The organism is Faecalibacterium sp. 7, assembly GCF_049562865.1.
GTDB classification, from domain to species: domain Bacteria; phylum Bacillota; class Clostridia; order Oscillospirales; family Ruminococcaceae; genus Faecalibacterium; species Faecalibacterium wellingii.
Window position 1 is genome coordinate 401,213 of record NZ_CP186911.1, and the last position, 18,276, is coordinate 419,488.

General features: G+C 55.6%; 18 protein-coding genes, 1 tRNA gene and 2 pseudogenes. 12 read left to right on the top strand and 9 right to left on the bottom strand.

Annotated features, from left to right (window positions below; translation table 11 throughout):
* Window position 1: 1 nt before the first annotated feature.
* Genes csm3 through cas6 form a run of 4 tightly spaced genes read left to right on the top strand, consistent with a single transcriptional unit; the run spans window position 2 to window position 3,450 of the window.
* The gene (csm3, locus tag ACKXF7_RS02130) at window positions 2–667 is read left to right on the top strand and encodes a type III-A CRISPR-associated RAMP protein Csm3 (RefSeq protein ID WP_423742004.1); all 666 of its coding nucleotides are present in this window, start codon (window positions 2–4) and stop codon (window positions 665–667) included.
* Window positions 648–1,613 carry a type III-A CRISPR-associated RAMP protein Csm4 gene (csm4, locus tag ACKXF7_RS02135; RefSeq protein ID WP_423742005.1) on the top strand — a complete coding sequence of 322 codons (966 nt, stop codon included), beginning with the start codon at window positions 648–650 and terminating at the stop codon, window positions 1,611–1,613. The genes csm3 and csm4 overlap by 20 nt, the downstream gene beginning before the upstream one ends.
* Window positions 1,610–2,698 carry a type III-A CRISPR-associated RAMP protein Csm5 gene (gene csm5, locus ACKXF7_RS02140; protein WP_423742006.1) on the top strand — a complete coding sequence of 363 codons (1,089 nt, stop codon included), beginning with the start codon at window positions 1,610–1,612 and terminating at the stop codon, window positions 2,696–2,698. Before csm4 ends, csm5 begins: the two co-directional genes overlap by 4 nt.
* Window positions 2,695–3,450, top strand: coding sequence for a CRISPR system precrRNA processing endoribonuclease RAMP protein Cas6 (gene cas6, locus ACKXF7_RS02145; protein WP_423742007.1), 756 nt, complete (start codon window positions 2,695–2,697; stop codon window positions 3,448–3,450). The genes csm5 and cas6 overlap by 4 nt, the downstream gene beginning before the upstream one ends.
* 295 nt (window positions 3,451–3,745) lie before the next feature.
* On the opposite strand, the gene ACKXF7_RS02150 is transcribed toward cas6, so the two are convergent.
* The 4 genes and pseudogenes from ACKXF7_RS02150 to ACKXF7_RS02165 all read right to left on the bottom strand — a co-directional run bounded on the left by ACKXF7_RS02150 (window position 3,746) and on the right by ACKXF7_RS02165 (window position 8,138).
* Complete coding sequence (locus ACKXF7_RS02150; protein ID WP_423742008.1) at window positions 3,746–4,885, bottom strand: XRE family transcriptional regulator; 1,140 nt, start codon at window positions 4,883–4,885, stop codon at window positions 3,746–3,748.
* A gap of 537 nt (window positions 4,886–5,422) precedes the next feature.
* Window positions 5,423–6,902 (bottom strand): annotated as a pseudogene (locus tag ACKXF7_RS02155) (recombinase family protein).
* A gap of 347 nt (window positions 6,903–7,249) precedes the next feature.
* On the bottom strand, window positions 7,250–7,618 hold the full coding sequence (locus ACKXF7_RS02160) for a pyridoxamine 5'-phosphate oxidase family protein (protein ID WP_112144476.1): 369 nt from the start codon (window positions 7,616–7,618) through the stop codon (window positions 7,250–7,252).
* Window positions 7,619–8,061: 443 nt separating this feature from the next.
* A tRNA-Val gene (locus tag ACKXF7_RS02165) sits at window positions 8,062–8,138 on the bottom strand.
* A gap of 179 nt (window positions 8,139–8,317) precedes the next feature.
* On the opposite strand from ACKXF7_RS02165, the gene ACKXF7_RS02170 reads away from it, so the two are divergent.
* On the top strand, window positions 8,318–8,485 hold the full coding sequence (locus tag ACKXF7_RS02170) for a FeoB-associated Cys-rich membrane protein (protein WP_418265452.1): 168 nt from the start codon (window positions 8,318–8,320) through the stop codon (window positions 8,483–8,485).
* Window positions 8,486–8,619: 134 nt separating this feature from the next.
* Here ACKXF7_RS02170 and ACKXF7_RS02175 read toward each other — a convergent pair whose 3' ends face one another.
* The gene (locus tag ACKXF7_RS02175) at window positions 8,620–8,931 is read right to left on the bottom strand and encodes a hypothetical protein (protein ID WP_249238002.1); all 312 of its coding nucleotides are present in this window, start codon (window positions 8,929–8,931) and stop codon (window positions 8,620–8,622) included.
* Window positions 8,909–9,190 (bottom strand): helix-turn-helix domain-containing protein, encoded by a 282-nt coding sequence (locus ACKXF7_RS02180; protein ID WP_249238001.1) that lies wholly within the window; start codon window positions 9,188–9,190, stop codon window positions 8,909–8,911. Before ACKXF7_RS02180 ends, ACKXF7_RS02175 begins: the two co-directional genes overlap by 23 nt.
* Before the next feature lie 194 nt (window positions 9,191–9,384).
* Between ACKXF7_RS02180 and ACKXF7_RS02185 the strand changes: the two genes are divergently transcribed.
* The 6 genes from ACKXF7_RS02185 to ACKXF7_RS02210 are packed head-to-tail and all read left to right on the top strand — an operon-like array spanning window position 9,385 to window position 13,399.
* The gene (locus ACKXF7_RS02185; protein ID WP_249238000.1) at window positions 9,385–10,002 is read left to right on the top strand and encodes a LexA family protein; all 618 of its coding nucleotides are present in this window, start codon (window positions 9,385–9,387) and stop codon (window positions 10,000–10,002) included.
* A 48-nt stretch (window positions 10,003–10,050) separates the two neighbouring features.
* Window positions 10,051–10,269, top strand: coding sequence for an aspartate dehydrogenase (locus ACKXF7_RS02190; RefSeq protein ID WP_339395477.1), 219 nt, complete (start codon window positions 10,051–10,053; stop codon window positions 10,267–10,269).
* Between the two features lie 12 nt (window positions 10,270–10,281).
* Window positions 10,282–10,980, top strand: a complete 699-nt coding sequence (gene tsaA, locus ACKXF7_RS02195) for a tRNA (N6-threonylcarbamoyladenosine(37)-N6)-methyltransferase TrmO (RefSeq protein WP_423742009.1) — start codon at window positions 10,282–10,284, stop codon at window positions 10,978–10,980.
* A 12-nt stretch (window positions 10,981–10,992) separates the two neighbouring features.
* Complete coding sequence (locus ACKXF7_RS02200; protein ID WP_339395475.1) at window positions 10,993–11,883, top strand: LysR family transcriptional regulator; 891 nt, start codon at window positions 10,993–10,995, stop codon at window positions 11,881–11,883.
* 12 nt (window positions 11,884–11,895) lie between these two features.
* A complete protein-coding gene (locus ACKXF7_RS02205) occupies window positions 11,896–12,684 on the top strand; it encodes a Cof-type HAD-IIB family hydrolase (protein WP_423742010.1) in 789 nt (262 codons plus the stop codon).
* 16 nt (window positions 12,685–12,700) lie between these two features.
* Window positions 12,701–13,399 carry a uracil-DNA glycosylase family protein gene (locus ACKXF7_RS02210; RefSeq protein ID WP_348584541.1) on the top strand — a complete coding sequence of 233 codons (699 nt, stop codon included), beginning with the start codon at window positions 12,701–12,703 and terminating at the stop codon, window positions 13,397–13,399.
* An 80-nt stretch (window positions 13,400–13,479) separates the two neighbouring features.
* Here ACKXF7_RS02210 and ACKXF7_RS02215 read toward each other — a convergent pair whose 3' ends face one another.
* Window positions 13,480–14,595 carry an ABC transporter ATP-binding protein gene (locus ACKXF7_RS02215; protein ID WP_249237996.1) on the bottom strand — a complete coding sequence of 372 codons (1,116 nt, stop codon included), beginning with the start codon at window positions 14,593–14,595 and terminating at the stop codon, window positions 13,480–13,482.
* A 485-nt stretch (window positions 14,596–15,080) separates the two neighbouring features.
* Between ACKXF7_RS02215 and ACKXF7_RS02220 the strand changes: the two are divergent.
* Window positions 15,081–15,419, top strand: a pseudogene (locus ACKXF7_RS02220) (helix-turn-helix domain-containing protein); the annotation flags it as partial.
* A 136-nt stretch (window positions 15,420–15,555) separates the two neighbouring features.
* Here the strand turns inward: ACKXF7_RS02220 and ACKXF7_RS02225 are convergent.
* Together ACKXF7_RS02225 and ACKXF7_RS02230 are read right to left on the bottom strand one after the other, a co-directional pair.
* The gene (locus tag ACKXF7_RS02225; RefSeq protein ID WP_423742011.1) at window positions 15,556–16,662 is read right to left on the bottom strand and encodes a GGDEF domain-containing protein; all 1,107 of its coding nucleotides are present in this window, start codon (window positions 16,660–16,662) and stop codon (window positions 15,556–15,558) included.
* A gap of 137 nt (window positions 16,663–16,799) precedes the next feature.
* Complete coding sequence (locus tag ACKXF7_RS02230) at window positions 16,800–18,098, bottom strand: MATE family efflux transporter (RefSeq protein WP_423742012.1); 1,299 nt, start codon at window positions 18,096–18,098, stop codon at window positions 16,800–16,802.
* Window positions 18,099–18,276: the final 178 nt, after the last annotated feature.

Here is an 18,276-nt window from a genome sequence, read left to right on the forward strand (position 1 = left end):
TATGTATGGAAAAATTCTGATCCGGTGCGATCTGGAAGTGCGCACCGGTATGCACATCGGCGGTTCCTCTGCCTTTTCTGCCATTGGTGCTGTGGACAGCCCGGTGGTGCGTGACCCCTATACCGGTTATCCCATCGTACCCGGCAGCAGTCTGAAAGGCAAACTGCGCACCCTGCTGGCCCGCAGCACCTGTCAGGATATCGAACACATGCCTGCTTTCGACAAGGACGACGAGCGCATTCTGCGTCTGTTCGGTTCCTCGGAGCCGGTGCGCCGTTCCCGCCTGCAGTTTGCGGATGCCTTTTTGTCCAATGCAAAAGAGCTTTCCAATGTGGGTGTGACCGAGGTCAAGACCGAAAACGCAATTTCCCGTGCCAACTCTGTGGCCAATCCCCGCCAGATCGAACGTGTGATCGCCGGTGCAAAGTTCGGTGTCAGCATCGTTTACGATGTAATCGACCCGGCACAGGTCGAGGAAGATCTTTCTCTTCTGGCCAAAGGCATGAAGCTGCTGCAGATGGATTATCTGGGCGGCCATGGTTCCCGCGGCAGCGGCCGTGTCAGCCTGAAAAACTTTGCGCTGGAAGGCTATGGCGCGCAGGCGGATCTCAGCCACCTGAAATCCCTCTTTGATGAGGTGGATAGTTATGAACTATTTTCTGTTTAAGCTGCAGTTTGACACAGCTGTTCATTTTGGAGGGGCCGACTCTGCATTGTCGCTTTATACCTCCGAAGAAACCCTGCGGGCAGATACCCTGTTTTCTGCCCTCTGCCATGAGACCCTCGTCCAGCACGGAGAAGAAGCCTTAGAACAGCTTTGTGCGCAGGTCCGGCAGGGAAAATTCCTGCTCAGCGATACAATGCCCTGGTATGGCGAAACGTTTTACCTGCCAAAGCCCATTGCCGCGTCAGAATCCACTGAGGAAGTGGAAACCACCCTGCGCAAAAAGGTAAAAAAGCTAGCCTGGATCCCTGTGTTGGAATTCGACCGCTACGCCAGAAGCCTGCATGAAGGTCATTTTACCCCTGACGAGCAACCGGAAAGTTTTGGCACCCACTATGAGCAGACCAAGGCAGCCGTTCCCATGCAGGGGGATACCATGCCGTATCAGGTTGGACTGTTCCGTTTTGCACCGGACTGCGGACTGTATTTCATCTGCGGATTTACCGAAGATGGTCAGGATGAAGATCTGGAGTATTTGCTGGATTGGCTGGGCGCTACCGGCATCGGCGGCAAAGTCAGCTCTGGTTACGGAAAGTTCCATGTAGTGCAAAAGCTTTGTCTAAATACACCCTCTGACGCGCAGACCAAGTGGCTGCGCCGTGCACTTTCTGCCAACCGCGCACCCTATCTGCTGCTGACCACCAGCCTGCCGCAGACAGATGAAATGGATCATGCATTAGAGGGTGCCTCCTTCCAGCTGGTGCGCCGCAGCGGCTTCATGGCATCCGATCGTGTGGAAACTCCACTGAAGAAAAAAACGCAGTATGCCCTTTCGGCAGGGTCTGTCCTGCAAAATCGTTATCAGGGTGCTTTGTATGATGTTGGTTTGTCGGATGTGCATCCGGTATACCGCTATTCCAAGCCAATCTTTATGGGGGTGACATTATGATTCAGCAGGATCATCTGCAGATCTTTGACCTTACTCTGAATGTATGGGCACCTCTGTTTGTTGGCAACGGCAGCAGCTATACCAAAAAAGAGTACATGTACAACACCCGCAATGGCAAAGTCTCCTTTCTGGACGAGCAAAAATTTTTCAGTTTTCTGGTCGAGCACGATCTGGTGGACAAGTACGGACAGTTTATGCTTAGCGCGCAGTCCAATCTCTGGGCCTTTCTGACCAAAGACTGCGGCATTTCCGATGCAGAACTGAAAACGCTGACGCGCTATCAGATCGAGGTGGGAGATGCGCTGGATGCTGAGCACTCGCTGAAAGAGATCCATGCTTTCCAGCGTGATGCGCAGGGCCATGCCTACATTCCCGGCAGCAGCATCAAGGGTGCGCTGCGTACTGCATGGCTGCTGAGTGCGGTATTGGCTGACCGCAGCACCGGACACAGCCTTGCACCAAACCGCCGGGCCGCCTTTCCGGAAGAGAAATATGTCAACCAGCTGCATCTGCGCACTCTGAAAGATGGAAGCATCGCTTCGGACGCTGTCAACAGCATTTTCCGTGGCATTCAGGTTTCCGACAGCCTCTCAATCCCGGACAACTGCATGATGCTGGCCGGAAAAACAGACTCCGCCACAGATGGCGGAACCCACAGCATCAACCTCTGCCGGGAATGCGCCGCACCGGGCACAGCCATCCGGTTCAAGCTGACCCTGGATCAGTCTGTGCTGAAGGGCCGCATTACAAAAGACTCTCTGCTGGAAGCCATCCAACAGTTCGATGCATCCTATCAGCAGACCTACGCTCGGCATTTTACCCTGCCGCGCGGTGCCGTCAACCTGCCGCAGCAGCCCTATCTGATCCTGGGCGGCGGCTCCGGGTTCTTTGCCAAGTCGCTGGCATATCCCTATCTGGGCGAAAAAGAAGGTTTGCGCTGGACAGCAGAGCAAATGGCTCAGATGTTCCGTAAACATAAGCATGAGCGTGATGCCGAAAAAGGTATTTCCCCGCACACCATGAAATATGCTCGCTTTCGTGGTCGACTTTATCCCTATGGATATTGCGGGGTGAGTATCTTATGATCCAGCAGATTCAACTGGTTTTATCTTCGCCCAATGATGTGCGGATTCCCCAGTCGTGGTCCTATCGTCTGTATGGCTGGCTGATGTCACAGATTTCTTCTGAATTTGGAGAGCAGATGCATCTGCAAGGGGAACACCCCATTGCGCATTTTCTATGCTTTTCACCGGAAAAGCAGTCTTTGATCTGGACGGTCAACCTGCTGAATGACGCTGCTCGACAGGTAGTTTTTCCCGTTTTGGAATCTGCAAAGGAAATCCCTCTGCATGAATTGACACTCCCGGTTTCAGAGGTCCGCACCTTTCCGGCAATCTCCGCTGAAGAGCTGATCCGTTCTGGGCGCTCCCGCAGCGAAACCCGTGCCAAAATTGCTTTTCTGTCGCCTTGCGCCTTCAAACAGTCCGGCCGCTATACTATTTTCCCGCAGGAAACTCTGCTTTTGCAAAGTCTGATTACGCATTGGAACGCTGCCTTTCCAGAATATGCCCTTATCGATTCTGATGCACTGCAGGCTTTACAGCAAGGGCTTCATATTGTGGATTATAATCTCCATACCACACGTTATCTGTTGAAAGAAACGCGCATTCCAGCCTTTCAAGGCAATGTGACCATCGAGGCACGCCTTGCGCCGCCGCTTCTGGAACTTTGGAACGCGTTGCTCTCTTTTGCATCCCATGGCGGAGTTGGCATCAAAACCACTCTTGGAATGGGAGGCGCTGCTACGGATTTTTATAAAAAAATGCCCGTTATATAAGCCTCATTGCTATCGAGAGACTGTTGCACTGCATCAGTCTCTTTTTATTGTAGCATCATACTATCCATCTTGACCCCCGGGCCATCTACAGCAAAAAGGTCTGCTTCAGCAGGCTGTGCGTCCGCGCAGGGGCGGCATAAGGCCAATCAGCTGGTCAATGATGAAGTTCTGACCACAACGAAGGCATAACAACTTCAAAGAGAAAAGCTGCTGATCTGTGAGAATCTTTCTCTCATGGATACAAAAAATCGCCAATGCATGAGAGAAAAATCTCTCACGTTTGGCGATTTCCTTTTTACCCTAAAAGTACTCTTGCTCTGCGCTGTACCTCTTTTTCGATCATCTTCAAGCGATTTGGCGGCAGATTATAACGTGTCGCTCTGCGGTCAAAATGGAAATCCAGCAGCTTATGGAACATTGCACGGTGACGAGGTTTCATTGCGCTCTTTGCAGCTGCAAAGAAATCATCGTATGCAAGCGGAAGCAGTGTGCGGGCATATTCATCAAATGCTTTCTGGTTGTCCCAAAGATTCGTTCCGCCCAGACTGAACAGCGAGTTTCCGTGGTCAAACAGCGGTGCGGGTGCCGCAATCGTGTTGGTCTTATTATCCACCAACACGCCAAAGTTTCCATAGTGGCGGTCAGTGTTGCAGATGATTGCATCAAAGACCAGCATATCTTCCAGCGCATCCACAAAGGTCTGGCCTAACGTCTGATAATACGCAAAAATTGCTTTTATTCCACCTTTGGACACAAGCTGTCCGATGGGAATATAAGAATACTCTTTGCTGGTGAACAGCTCACACTTGGAACAAAGCGTCTTTTTCAGGTCTTTCGTTAGAGTGTAGCGAATTGCATTTACACCCATTGCCTGCGCAACTTGATAGGCGTACAGTTCCGAGTACGGTTCAAATCCCAGATTACTGAACCCTGACGTGCCACCTTTATAAAGATAGATTTTTCCGTTTTGTCTGCGCCAGCATTTTGGCAGCATCCCGTTGGTCGAGAACTCCGGGCAGGACGCAAGCGAAGTTCGTATGCTGCTGCCATATCCTGTAAAGGCGATTGCTGCCAGCACCTGACTGAATCGGTTATCGTAAAGATTTACTTTTTCAAAGGTGTCACCGGAGCCCTCTGCATCTACCCAAAAGCAATCATTGAGTGAAAGACCTTTATTGGCTGCAATAATTCCAAGCGGTCGATTCAAAGAAAGCCCCACCTTAGAGAGCAGAGCGTCTACATACGCTCGGTTCTTCGGAATTGTGCGATGCCGCAGCCAGCGTTCTACACCATCTTCTGATACAGTCAGGTTCAAAGGTAAAAAGGAACGGTTTTCTTCGTAGACCTTTATAATATGGAGGTCAGTATCTGCACTGTCCATGTTTGCTTCAAAGGTAAGCAGCGGCAAATCAAAATGCCTGATGGTGTAGCGCACAGTGCTTTCTCCTTTCATCCATGATCTTTTCCTTTATTGTACGGCATCAGAATCCGAATGGAAAGCGTCGCCGTCATTCTGCACAAAATTCAAGGATAAAATTTTATACCCCAAAATCTGCAAAAATCGGGTTTTCAGAGCCATTTTGCCGTTCGTCCCCGAATTTTGCTACAGATCTGCTACAAACTTGCTACAAACGACTGAAAAGGGGGCTTAAAGATTTCAAACCATTCTCTGACCAGCTGGACTTTTGAGCATCATCCCCGGTAGACATTCCTGACCGTTGGAACCCGCGCACGAATCAAAGCAACGGGTTGCGTTTGCTGATTTTTCTTCAGCCCCTTGGCAGGGCTTTGAAAAATCAGAACGCGGCCCCAACAACTCCTCCCTGCTTCAGCCGCAGGCTGCGGTCGTCGTTGCTGCTGCTAGGGCTTTGATTGCCCCGCCTGCGGCGCGGCCGTGCTGTTCGAGTCCCTAATTCTCCATACACCAACATAAGTCCGCGTATAACACAAAAAGAAAAGCCACTAACTTCTGTTAGTGGCTTTTGCATGGTGGAGCATTGTCCACAGCACTCGAACCCAACACTTCCTCACGGGTGACCGTTTTGGCATCATCCGTGAAGTTGAAATTGAGTACGACCCGGTCATCAAAGACGTAGACCGAGTTGACAAAGGTATCAATGATCTGCCGCTGGTGTTCCGTGCTGCCCACGTCACCCTTGCGGAATTTTTCAAGCCAGAACCGAATCCACTCACGGGTCAGGACGGGCTTTTTCAGCTCTTCTTCCAGAATGCTGGTGTTCAGGGCTTCTTTCCGGGCTTCCAGCTCGTCCAACCGCTGCTTGGTGGTCGGGGTCAGGATGCCCTGTTCAATGGCTTCCAGAAGGTTTGCGAGTCGTTTCTCCGTATCCCGGAGTTGCTCTTTCAGAACAGGCAGCCGGGTGTTCTCCTGCTGCTGGGCTTCCATGACCAAATCTATCAGCCGTTCGATGATTTCGTCGCTAAAAATCACCTTAATGGCGGTGTCCACCACGAACCGCTCCAGCGGCTCCTTGCGGATGGCTTTCAGGTCGCAGTGCGCCTTGCCGTGGCGTTTGGCGTTGCCGCACTTGTAGTAATAGTAGGTGTTTCCCATGTGGCTGGTGCCGCTTTCGCCACCCATCAGGGTGCCGCACTTGCCACAGAACAGCTTGGTGGTCAACAAATAGCTCACATCCTCTTTTGCAGGCCGACCATGGGCGATCCTGTTCTGCTCAAAACGCTGCTGCACCCGGTCAAACAGGTCCTGGTCAACAATGGCCGGAATGCCGCCCGGCGTCACAATGTCCTTGTAGCGGTATTCGCCGATGTAGCGGCGGTTGCGGAAGATCTGGAAGAAGCTGTTCTTCACGAACGGCTTCCCGGTGCGGGTACGCAGGCCGCGCTCATTCAGGGATGCTGCAATCTTCTCAGCCGGTTCGCCGTCGGCGTACCGGGTGAAGATCCTGCACGATGGGAGCCGTTTCCGGGTCGATATGGTACAGCCTGTCCTCCTTGCCGATGGTGAAGCCCAGCGGCACCACACCGCCGTTGTACTTGCACTGGAGGGCGTTTTCGCGCTCACCGCGCGCCACTTTCAGGGCGAGTTCGGCGGAATAGTATTCCGCCATACCAATCAGCATACTCTCCACCATAATGCCTTCAGGCCCCTGCGAGATGGGTTCCATGGCAGACACCAGATGGACACCGTTCTTTTCCAGCTGGTACTTGTAGTTCACGGCATCGAACCGATTCCGGGCAAAGCGGTCGAGTTTCCAGACCAGAACCACATCGAAGATTTTCTTTGCGCTGTCCTTAATCATCCGCTGAAAGTCCGGGCGGTCATCTGTTTTGGCAGAGTAGGCGCGGTCAATGTAGGTGCCGACCACGGTGATGCCGTTCTTCTCGGCGTAGTCCTTGCAGTCGCGCAGTTGTCCTTCAATGGACGCTTCACGCTGGCTGTCGGATGAATAGCGGGCGTAGATCACGGCGGTCATGGTTGCACCTCCTTGGCGCGTATTCGACTTGCCTTTATAGTATCGGGTCAAGCGCAGCTTGTCAACAATCTGCGAGCAGATTGAAATGTGAAAATTGCGAAACGCAGCGAAAAAGGTGAGAGCAAGAATCGTCCCGTGGCCACAAATTTTCAATTCTTGAAAATTCTTGCCCCTTTGGGACAGCTTCTTGTTGGGGCGTGCCTGCCCCAAACCCTGCTAGGAACGAGTACAGCAAACTGGAACTTGTCGGGGCGAGACCCCTCCATCTTGTTGCCGCAAGACCGTTCTGTCACTTAAAAGCCCCACTGGGGCTTTCATTGTTCCGCTTCGCTCCACAAACGCGAATTTTACTTTATTTCTACATTCTCTACTTTTACTTTGAACATAATAAAATGTTCCATTCCTACCGCACCAAATCTCTGTTGTAAAATAGGACATTCTTCAAGCATTCTTTGCTTTAACGCTTGATTATCACATTCTGTTGCTATACCAGTAATTCTAATCCATTCCCTTGATTCTGCTTTCTTTGCGACAATCTGAATATGCTCATTTTCTCGCATCTGTTTGTGAGCATCGTTCATGTCATTTGTAGATAAGTATAAATCATCTCCAACTTCCATTACTGCACCGAAAGGTCTACCTGCTGGATAGTCACCATTTATAGACAATACAAAAAATGCACCACATTCTTTCAAAAATTCATATGCTTTACTCATTTTATTTTTCCTCCGTTAAATTCTTATTTGTTGAACTAAGCCGAGTATACCATACTCTCCAATGAAAGAACACCCCGATATAGTGAAATTTTGCCATTTTTCTGCGTACGTACGTACACGCTCCGCAGGGATTCTAAGGGGCTTGGCCCCTTGGCATACAGACTTTGGCACAAAGTCTAGTGTGTTACACCTTGTCAGAGGTGTACAGGCTCCCGGTACGCACGTACGCAGCGACTACCCCCAAACGCGCCATATAGGGGGATGATCAAGTTCGCACAAAGCGAACTTGATTCCGCAAAGCAAAAGGCAGGATACCACCGTCATGGTGATACCCTGCCTTTGCTCGTTTACTGTTCCGAGTAGTCCTTTCGCAGAACCTCCGATAAACAAAAAACGTACCCGAACCCTTTTTCATAAAGAATCGGGTTCGAGTACGAACTGTATGGTGGAGAATTAGGGACTCGAACCCCAGACCCCCTGCGTGTGATGCAGGTGCTCTAACCAGCTGAGCTAATCCTCCATATTTTGTTTCGTGCGCTCCGAACTGGAACGTGATTATTATAGCACGGCCTTTGCCAAAATGCAAGCCCTAATTTTAAAAAAATCACACTTTTTCTTTTTACTTTCCGTTGCCCTTCGGGGCAAAATCGTGTATACTGAATGCGGAAACCTTTCCTTCCGGAAAAGAGGTACAGAAAAATGTTGACACTTCGTGGAATCATCACGCTGATCGTTCTGGTCATCCTGTTTGCACTGGCCGTTGTATGGATCTCCAAGCAGGGCGGCTGGAAGGGCGAAGGCTGCGGCGGCAACTGTGCATCCTGTCACAGCCGCTGCGAAAACCCGGACCCCGGCAAAAAGCACTGAAATCCATTTCGCAAGCAGGGCACGTCCAAGCAAAAAGCCGTTCCGGCGGTGCGCCCTGCGCATGGAACCGGTATCTCAACTTAAAATGCCCTCGGATGCTGCCTGCTGGCATGCTCCGGGGGCATTCGTATTCTTCAGCTGTCTGTTTCACGGTAGAACACGCCGCGCTCGGCCGCGTACACCGCCACGGTGCTCAGCAGATCCTGCTGGGCTTTTTTATAGGTCGTGCGCCCGATGTGCAACCGGTCCATGACATCGTCCTCTGTGCGGTGCTGGACATAGCGCAGCTCAAACAGGTCGGCGCGCAGCGGGTCGTGCTGGCGGTAATAGGTCAGGCTCTCTTCGATGGCGGCGCACCAGCTGTGTTCCACCGGATTGCGCGCCCTCTGCCGCATCCCGTACCGATACAGCGCCAGCCGGGTTTTATTTCTCTGCTCGTTTGTCACACTCTCCCCTCCTTTTTTCATCCGCACGGCGCGCCAGCGCCTCGCGGCGGTTCTGCTCTTCAAAAAAGCAAAGGTCCCGCTCGTACATGCTCAGACCCAGCACTGCGCTGAGCCGTTCCGCTTCGTTCAGCTTGAACTGCGTGTGGCCCTGCAGTTTTTGTCCCAGCGCGTTGGGGCTGATCTGCATTGCCCGTGCCACATACTGCAGCTTGTAGCCGCTGGCACGAATGTACTCCCGGATCATCTCTGTATTTGCCATGTTCCTCTCTCCTTTTTGTATTTGCATCGACGTGTAACAATCTTTGGTTGTAGTATATTCCTGTATTGATTTATTGTCAACACATTTTTCCAAATCCACCGAAAAAAGTTGATTTTAATGCAATTATCTGGTATACTGAGGGCAGCAGACCTTCACTTCAACAAACAACCATACGTTTATAAGAGAGGTTTTCCATGTCTGAATTATCCACCCGCCTGCGCCTGCGCCGCAAAGAGCTGGGCCTCTCGCAGGAGGAGCTTGCCCAGCGCATGGGCTACCGTTCCAAATCCTCCATCACAAAGCTGGAAAAGGGCGTCAACGACCTGCCGCAGGCCAAGCTCGAAGAGCTTGCCGCCGCGCTGGAGACCACTCCCGCCTACCTGCTGGGGCTGGATGCGCCCTGTCCGCCGCCGGGCTTTGAGCCGCTGCCTGCCATGGTGCGGGTCCCTCTGATCGGGTCCATCGCCTGCGGCACGCCCATCACCGCAGAACAGAACGTTGAACGCTATATCGGTGTTCCCGCCGCGTGGCGGGCCGACTTTGCCCTGACCTGCCACGGCAACAGCATGTCTCCCACCATCTGCGATGGGGATATCGTATGCATCCGCTGCCAGCCGGAGGTGGAGCAGGGCCAGATCGCAGCGGTGCGCATCGGCAGCGAGGCCACCCTCAAGCACTTCCATCGTCAGGGGAGCACCGTGATGCTCATTGCCGACAACGCTGCCGTCTGCCCGCCCATGGTCTACACCGGCCCGCAGCTGGAAGAACTGCACATCGAGGGCCGGGCCGTCGGCCTGTGCCGGGGGCTGTGAGCCGCCTGCAGTCTTTCAGGCACGTTTCATAAAAGAAGGAGGCTTCTCATGTTTTTCTCCCGCAAAAAGCCTGCCCGTTCTTACGACCCCGCCACCCAGCAGCCCGCACTGCGGTGCAGCATCTGCACCGGGGAGCAGGTGGCCGGTTTCATCTCCCCGGATGGCCATTTTGAGGACGTTCAGCTCATTCGCACGCCCCAGGAACTGGACGCATTCCGGGCACGGTACGGCATCCCGCCGGAATGCCCCCTGAAAAAGATCTATTAAAAGGAGTTCGCCATGCCAACTGCACCCGAAGAGATGACCCTGAAGGTCATTGCACATATCCACACGGCCTTTCCCACCAAGTTCGGCATCCCACGCCAGAGCGGCCTTGTAGAGGAGCTGCGCGGCGAGGTGGTGTTCACACCGGAATACCGCAGCGCCGACGCGGTGCGCGGGCTGGAAGATTTCAGCCACATCTGGCTGGTGTGGCAGTTTTCCGGTGCAGTGCGGGACAGCTGGTCTCCCACCGTGCGCCCGCCCCGTCTGGGCGGCAACACCCGCATGGGCGTGTTCGCCACCCGGTCGCCCTTCCGGCCCAACCCGCTGGGCCTTTCCAGCGTGCGGCTGGAAGCCATTGAGCACCGGCCGGACGTGGGCCCGGTGCTCATCGTACGCGGTGTCGACCTGATGGACGGCACCCCCATCTACGATATCAAGCCCTATATCCCCTATGCCGACTGCCACCCGGACGCCGCCGAGGGTTTCACGGGGCAGACCCGGTCCCACCATCTGCAGGTAGCGTTCCCGCCGGAGCTGCTGGCACAGGTGCCGCAGACCGACCGCGCCGCCCTGACCGGTGTGCTGGCAAACGACCCGCGCCCCTCCTACCAGCACGATCCCCAGCGGGTGTACGGCATGGAGTTCGGCCCGCTGGAAGTCCACTTCACCGTGGACGGGGAGCTTCTGACCGTGACCGGCGTCTGCCGCCGCTGAGGGGGTCTGTCTATGGAACTGCGGAACATCAACACCTTTTTGCACATTGCAGAGCTGCACAGCTTTTCCCGCACAGCCCGGCATCTGGGTTATTCCCAGTCTGCGGTGTCCTCCCAGATCGCCCAGCTGGAGGCTGAGCTGGGGGCCCCGCTGTTCGACCGGGTGGGCAAGACGGTGCGGCTTACCGATGCAGGCCAGACCTTTCTGGGCTACGCCCGCACCCTGCTTGCCACGGCCCAGCAGGCACAGGCCGCGCTGCAGCCCGCAAAGCAGATCAGCGGCAGCCTGCGCATCGCGCTGGCGGATTCGGTCTGTTCCACCTTTCTGCCCGGGCTGCTCAAGCGCTACCATGCCCTGTGCCCGCAGGTGGAGCTGGTGCTGTGCACCACCACGGCAGACGGGATGCTGCAGATGCTGGGCACCAATCAGGTCGATCTGGCCTACACGCTGGATCAGCCCCTTCTGCAGCCGAACCTCGTTCTTGCCGCCGACGTGCCGGAACCGGTGTGCTTCATCGCCCCCTCCGGCCATCCGCTGGCCGGGCAGGCAGAGGTCTCGCTGGAAGAGCTGACGCAGCAGGAGTTTCTGCTCACCGAGCGGGGCATGAGCTACCGGGACGCGCTGGACCAGTGCCTTGCGGCCCGCGGACTTGCCGTGCACCCGTATCTGGAGCTGGGCAGCGCCGCCCTGCTGTGCCAGATGGTGGAGCAGGGCATGGGGCTTTCCTTTTTGCCGGAATACATCGTGCGTCCGGCGCTGGCCGCAGGGCACCTTGCCCGGCTGAGCGTGCCGGACTGTGCCGTGGAGATGCACCGCCAGCTGTTCTACCACCGGGACAAATGGCTCACACCTCAGATGAAGGCTTTTATCGAATTGGTGCGCCAGCCCGCCGCCCCCACCTGAAAGGAGTGCTTTATGCACAAGCCAAAGATCCTCTTTTTTGACATTGACGGCACCCTCATCGACATGCAGAAAAAGTGCATCACACCGCTTATGCTCTCCACCCTGCACAAATTGCAGGCAAACGGCATCCGGCTGGCCATTGCCACCGGGCGTTCGCCCATGACGGTGCCGCTGGAAGAGTTCCCCGGTGTGCAGTTCGATGTGTTTATTACCTTCAACGGCTCCTACTGTTATGATAAGGACCGGGTGCTGTTTGCCAGCCCCATCCCCACAGAGGACATCCGCACCCTGCGCCGGAATGCCGCCGCGCTGGGCCGGCCCATGTGCCTTGCCACCGAGAGCCGCCTTGCCGCAAATGGCGCGGATGCAGACCTTGCCGATTACTGCGCCATTGCAAAGATCCCCGTGCCCATTGCAGAGGATTTTGACGCACTGGCCGCAGGCAAAGTGTACCAGATCATGATCGGCGGGCGCGCCGAGGAATATGGCCGCCTGATGCAGGATGTGCACGGTGCCAAGATCGCCGCATGGTGGGACCGCGCCATGGACATTATCCCCACCGCAGGCGGCAAGGGCACCGGCATCGCCCATGTACTGGCGGCTTACGGCATCGACAAAGCCGACGCCATGGCCTTTGGCGACGGCAACAACGATCTGGAAATGTTTGGCGCTGTGGGTACCGGCGTGGCCATGGCCAACGGCTCGGACGCATTGAAAGCCGCAGCCACAGACATCTGCGGTGCCTGCGCGGAGGACGGCATCTATCATTATTGTGTAGAGCATGGGCTGATTGAAGCATGAACAAGCGAGGTGTGCTATGACAGAGGAAGAAAAGCGGGAACAGCTCCGACAGCTGGCAGGCAAAGTTTCGGCCTGCCATTTGTGTAAAACGATTTATTCTTCTCCCGGCTATCGGAAGGGCGACCATTTGTGTCATGCGCCATCGGCCGATCCATCCGTTATCAATCACTGGAACACTTGGGTGAGAAATTACAATCCCGATATTCTGATCGTCGGGCAGGATTTTGGCAGACTTGACAGCCCGATCACGAACTTCGATTCACCAACAGACCGCCGGATCAAAAAATTTCTGGGGCCTTATCTGAACCGTTGTTTTTTCACGAATGCCGCCTGCTGCTACCGTCAGCGCAATAATTCCGGCCCTGTCAACGAAAGTTGGCTCACCCTTTGCGTCAGCCAGTTCTTCCGGGATGAGCTTGAAATTCTTGATCCCAAAATCATCATTGTTTTAGGGGAAGCTGCTTTTCGTTCACTGGCCTGCTGCCGGAACAGTCTGCTGGCCTTGCCGCAGGATCCCATGCCTGACACTTCGTTCCGCAGCCTTGTAGACAATACCGCTCTCGTCGAACTGCGGCTTTTGGATCGATCCGAGCAGGTAGAAAAAACTTATCCTGTTTATCCGGTCTACCACCCCAGCACCACTCGCAACCGGGATGATGATCTACAGAACCATGATTGGCAGCGCATTCTGTCTCGATTGAACAAACCCACCTAAACGAAAAACCGCCGAAGGTTTCTTTCCTTCGGCGGTTTCTCTTATGATAGGAGGATCAAAAATGATCGTCGCTAAAATGTTTAGTTCAGGATGGTCAGCTCGGTCTCGACGTCGAACAGGTGGACCTTGTGGGGATCGAATGCAACGCGGACGGTGTCTCCGTTGCGAGCCTTGGAGGTGGGAGCCACACGAGCGGTCATCTTGTTGCCCTTGTACTCCAGATACAGGTAGATCTCAGCACCCATCATTTCGGAGACGTCCACCTGAGTATCCAGCTGGCAGTCAGCGTGCTTTGCCATAAACTCGGGCTCATCGTCGATGTCCTCGGGACGGATGCCCATCTTGATCTTCTTGCCGACGTAAGCATCCAGCTTGCCGTCTGCGGTCTTCTCCTTGGGCAGGGGGATCACGTCGCCGCCCAGGTCAACACCGTACAGGTCGCCCTTCTTGATCAGGGTGCCGTCCAGGAAGTTCATCTGGGGGCTGCCGATGAAGCCGGCAACGAACATGTTGCAGGGCATATCGTACAGGTTCTGCGGGGTATCGACCTGCTGGATGATGCCGTCCTTCATAACAACGATACGGTCGCCCATGGTCATAGCCTCGGTCTGGTCGTGGGTAACGTAGATGAAGGTGGTAGCCAGCTTCTTGTGCAGCTTGATGATCTCGGTACGCATGGAGGTACGCAGCTTGGCATCCAGGTTGGACAGGGGCTCGTCCAGCAGGAAGACTGCCGGGTTACGAACCATTGCACGGCCCAGAGCAACACGCTGACGCTGACCACCGGACAGAGCCTTGGGCTTGCGGTCCAGCAGGTGCTCGATCTCCAGGATCTTGGCAGCCTCGTGCACGCGCTTGTCGATCTCGTCCTTCGGGGTCTTGCGCAGCTCCAGACCGAAAGCGATGTTCTTGTAAACGGTCATGTGGGGGTACAGAGCGTAGCTCTGGAACACCATGGCGATATCACGATCCTTCGGGGGAACGTCGTTGATCAGACGGCCGCCGATGTACATTTCGCCCTTGGAGATCTCCTCCAGACCGGCGATCATACGCAGGGTGGTGGACTTGCCGCAGCCAGAGGGGCCGACGAAGATGATGAACTCCTTATCCTGGATCTCCAGGTTGAAGTCGGTAACGGACGGGGCAGTTGCGCCCGGGTAGATCTTGTAGATGTGCTGGCAGCTGATGGAAGCCATAAGCGTTATCCTCCGTTTGATATTTTGTGTTTCACGCACTTGACGGCGTGTTGTTTCGTTGGTACTATAATAGCAGATAATTTTGTGATATAAAATAGCATTTTATTGATTAGAGGTGTCAGATATTGCTGTTTGACTGGAACGTTGTCGCCGCGCCCTCTTCGGTGCAGGATCTCCAGCTTTCCGCACCCCTCACCCTGTCGGGAGAAGGGCTGTGGGTCTGCCTTGTGTCCAGCGGCAAATGTACCGCCTCCGTCCCCGGGGCCGGGCCCTCGCCGGCGGGGGCCGCGCTGATCCTGCCGCCGCAGTCGGTGCCCGCCGGACACCTGATCCTGAGCCGTGCGCCGCTGTCTCTCGTGCCGGAAAGCGCCTGTCACCTGCTCTGCGTCCAGCTCACCGGGCAGGCCGCTTCTCAGTTTCTCACCGGGCTGCGGGAGCTGCCCTTCCTTGCCAAGGGCGGCTCCTGCCCTGCTGCCGCCGAGCTGATGGGCCGTCTGGCCGAGGAAAAATCCTCCCACAGCCGGGCGCGCAGCCAGCTGGCCTACGCGCTGCTGTGTGAGCTTTCTGACGCCGACAGCGCCGCCCCTGCCCTGCCGCCGCTGGTACAGGCCGCCATTGAGGACATCCGCGCCAACTACGCGGGCCTGTACGGCGTGGAAGAGCTGAGCGAGCGGCTGGGCGTGTCCAAGAGCCATCTGGTGCGCACCTTTACCGCTGCCATCGGGGTACCGCCGGGCCGGTATCTGACCACCGTGCGCATCGAGGCCGCCCAGCGGCTGCTGCTCCACCGGGAATACACACTGGACGTGGTCGCCAGCCTGTGCGGCTTTTCCGGGGCCAACTACCTGTGCCGCGTGTTCAAAAAGAAACCGGCCAATCCCCCGCACAGTGGCGGGCAATGGCCGGTCATGCCGCGCAGTCCGGGCTTTCCCCGGAAGAATCCCTGCGCGAACAGGAGCTTTATATCTGAGAAGCTGCGTCTGTTTCCTTCATGTGGGCCTCTTTGCACGCATTTTTGGCGTGATACATGGCCTCGTCGGCGCGGCGGAAGGCTTCCTTCACGCTTTCTGTGCCGGTGTCAAAGGCTTCCCACCCGACGGAAATGCTCATCACGGGCTGGCCGCTCTCAACATGTCCCTTGTGCCATGCGTCAAATTCAGCGTTCAATTGCTCCACCCTGTCCAGATCCCGGCGCAGCACCACGCAGAACTCGTCGCCGCCCATCCGGAAGCAGCGGCCGCTGGCGCCGTACACCTCGCGCAGGCCCTGCGCCACCGTGCACAGGCATTTGTCGCCGACCGCGTGGCCGTAGGTGTCGTTGATCATCTTGAAGTGATCCACATCAAAAAACAGGATCACACCGGCACCGCGGTACCGCTTGAGGTGGTCCTCAAAGCTCCACCGGTTGCCCAGCTCGGTCAGGCCGTCCACCTGCTGCAAGATGTCGCCGTAGAATTTGTACAGCATAATGGCCGAGATGGCCACCACCAGCCAGATGATCTCCACATTGTTATCGTACAGGGTCACCGCGATGCCGCTGGCCAGAAAGACCGTGAGCAGCAGCACCATAACGCTGCCGCTCTGCTGGTAGCGCCGGAAGGTCTGCAGCCCCTGCACCAGATAATATACGGTGCTGAAGCAATAGAACGCAATGTACACAATGTACAGCGGGCCGTGGTGGTAGATGTTCTGCGCATCCACATACCAGATCTGCCCTGTGAACAGGCTCACGGTCTCCAGCATCACATGGAATGCCAGCAGGCATCGGATGCCCTTTTCCCACAAAACGCGGCTGCTGAGGCTTTTGCCGCACAAAAGGCCCAGATACGGCGCACTGCACAGCTCGACATATTTTACCAGCTTATGCAGCCCGATAGATTCTGCCGGGGTGCCGTCCAGCGCATTGCCCAGCCACTCGCACAGTGCCGCCGTGCTGATGACCAGAAACAGGACCCGGGTGATATTCTTGCGCTGCTGATCCAGCGTTGTATTGAAGCTGACCGCCGCCAGCATGATCATCATGGCCAACACCACAAAGATGGTATTGGCTGTATAATAAGGATTCATAGCAGTTCCTTCATTTCATGATTAAGCTCCTCGACCATTCACCTCTCTGTGTATTATACCTGTTTTTTATTCCCATTTCAAGAAAATACTGGCTTATTTTTACATTTTATCCGCATCTCCGTGGGGGCATCCGTGCCTTATTCTGTCTTTGTTCGCCGCAGCAGCAGGAACAGGGTCAGCAGGGCCGTCAGCAGCTCCGACACCGGGAACGCCGCCCATACGCCGTTCATGCTGAACAGGCGGCTCAGCACCAGCGAGCAGACCACGATGGCCGCCATGCCGCGGCAGATGGAGGTGATGGACGCCTCTGCCGGGCGGTCGGTAGCGCTCAGGTAGCCCGCCGCCACGATGTTGAACCCGGCAAAGAAGTAGCCGACAAAGTACAGCCGCATCCCCATGTGGGCAAACTGGGCCATCCGGACGGAGTTCTCGCTGTTGAATATGCCCACCAGCGCATCGGTGGCACCAAAGACCACGCTGTACAGCACAGCGGCCAACACCAGCGCTGTGCCGCTGCCGAGGAGCAGCAGCTTTCTGGTCCCGGCCCGGTCGCCTTTGCCGTAGCACTCGCTCACCAGCGGCTGTGCACCCTGTGCTACGCCATTGAAGATGGCCGTTGCCACCAGCGCAAAGTTCGCCACCACGCCATAGGCCGCCACGGCCACATTGCCCGCCAGCCCCAGCAGCAGAAGGTTGAACACGGTGGTGGTAACGCCGGAGCTCATCTCGCCCACAAAGCCGGAAATGCCCAGCTGGCAGCTCTGCCCCAGCAGCTTCACCGAGGGCATCCGGCGCACGAACTCCACGCCGTTCTCCTTTTTAAAGAAGTGCCGGCTGCAGATAGAAATGCTGATGATGGGAGACACGGCGGTGGCCAGCGCCGCACCGGCCAGCCCCAGACCCATGGGGAACATAAAGATGTAGTCGAACATCACGTTGAACAGGCTGCTGCTCAGGGTAGCCACCATGGCAAGGGAGGGGTCGCCGTCGTTGCGCACAAAGGCCGACACGATGTAGTTGCACATGAAAAACGGCGTGAACATAAGGAAAATGCGGGCATACGGAATGCCCAGCGCCACGATCTCCGCGTCGCCGCCCATCAGCCGCAGCAGGCTGCCCGGCGCAAAAATGCCCGCCAGCAAAAACGGCACGCTGAGCGCGCAGGCGCAGAAGATGGCGTTGGAAAAATACCGCTGACAGCGTTCATCGCCCTGTGCCCTGAGGATGGCGTAGCGGGTAGCTGCGCCAATCCCGACCATGGCACCAATGGCAAAGATGAAGTTGTAGATGGGCAGGCAGAGGTTGAGCAGGGTGACGCCGTCGGTGCCCGCCGCCTGCGAGATAAAATAGGTATCGGCCAGAATGTAGCACGAGGTGCCCAGCAGACCGAAAATGTTCTGCGATACATATTTGAAGAATTGCTTTGTCAGGTTCATCCAAGTTCCCTTTCATGGCATTTTTTACGCATACCGGCATATTTTAGCACACCCCAAAATGCAAGTCAACACAAAAACGCCCTGCACCGTGCAAAAAAGCATTGACAGCCCGGGCTCTGGCCCTTACACTGGGAGCGGTCACAAAGCCATCCCCCGCGCCGGGGGAAGCCTTTTATTA

Bases quoted from the DNA above. Each gene is read 5' to 3' on its own strand.
- ACKXF7_RS02225 (WP_423742011.1), bottom strand. From the start codon at position 16,662: ATGAATCCTTATTATACAGCCAATACCATCTTTGTGGTGTTGGCCATG.
- ACKXF7_RS02200 (WP_339395475.1), top strand. From the start codon at position 10,993: ATGGAACTGCGGAACATCAACACCTTTTTGCACATTGCAGAGCTGCAC.
- ACKXF7_RS02205 (WP_423742010.1), top strand. From the start codon at position 11,896: ATGCACAAGCCAAAGATCCTCTTTTTTGACATTGACGGCACCCTCATC.
- cas6 (WP_423742007.1), top strand. From the start codon at position 2,695: ATGATCCAGCAGATTCAACTGGTTTTATCTTCGCCCAATGATGTGCGG.
- ACKXF7_RS02170 (WP_418265452.1), top strand. From the start codon at position 8,318: ATGTTGACACTTCGTGGAATCATCACGCTGATCGTTCTGGTCATCCTG.
- tsaA (WP_423742009.1), top strand. From the start codon at position 10,282: ATGCCAACTGCACCCGAAGAGATGACCCTGAAGGTCATTGCACATATC.
- ACKXF7_RS02190 (WP_339395477.1), top strand. From the start codon at position 10,051: ATGTTTTTCTCCCGCAAAAAGCCTGCCCGTTCTTACGACCCCGCCACC.
- csm3 (WP_423742004.1), top strand. From the start codon at position 2: ATGTATGGAAAAATTCTGATCCGGTGCGATCTGGAAGTGCGCACCGGT.
- ACKXF7_RS02180 (WP_249238001.1), bottom strand. From the start codon at position 9,190: ATGGCAAATACAGAGATGATCCGGGAGTACATTCGTGCCAGCGGCTAC.
- ACKXF7_RS02160 (WP_112144476.1), bottom strand. From the start codon at position 7,618: ATGAGTAAAGCATATGAATTTTTGAAAGAATGTGGTGCATTTTTTGTA.
- csm5 (WP_423742006.1), top strand. From the start codon at position 1,610: ATGATTCAGCAGGATCATCTGCAGATCTTTGACCTTACTCTGAATGTA.
- ACKXF7_RS02185 (WP_249238000.1), top strand. From the start codon at position 9,385: ATGTCTGAATTATCCACCCGCCTGCGCCTGCGCCGCAAAGAGCTGGGC.
- csm4 (WP_423742005.1), top strand. From the start codon at position 648: ATGAACTATTTTCTGTTTAAGCTGCAGTTTGACACAGCTGTTCATTTT.
- ACKXF7_RS02215 (WP_249237996.1), bottom strand. From the start codon at position 14,595: ATGGCTTCCATCAGCTGCCAGCACATCTACAAGATCTACCCGGGCGCA.
- ACKXF7_RS02210 (WP_348584541.1), top strand. From the start codon at position 12,701: ATGACAGAGGAAGAAAAGCGGGAACAGCTCCGACAGCTGGCAGGCAAA.
- ACKXF7_RS02230 (WP_423742012.1), bottom strand. From the start codon at position 18,098: ATGAACCTGACAAAGCAATTCTTCAAATATGTATCGCAGAACATTTTC.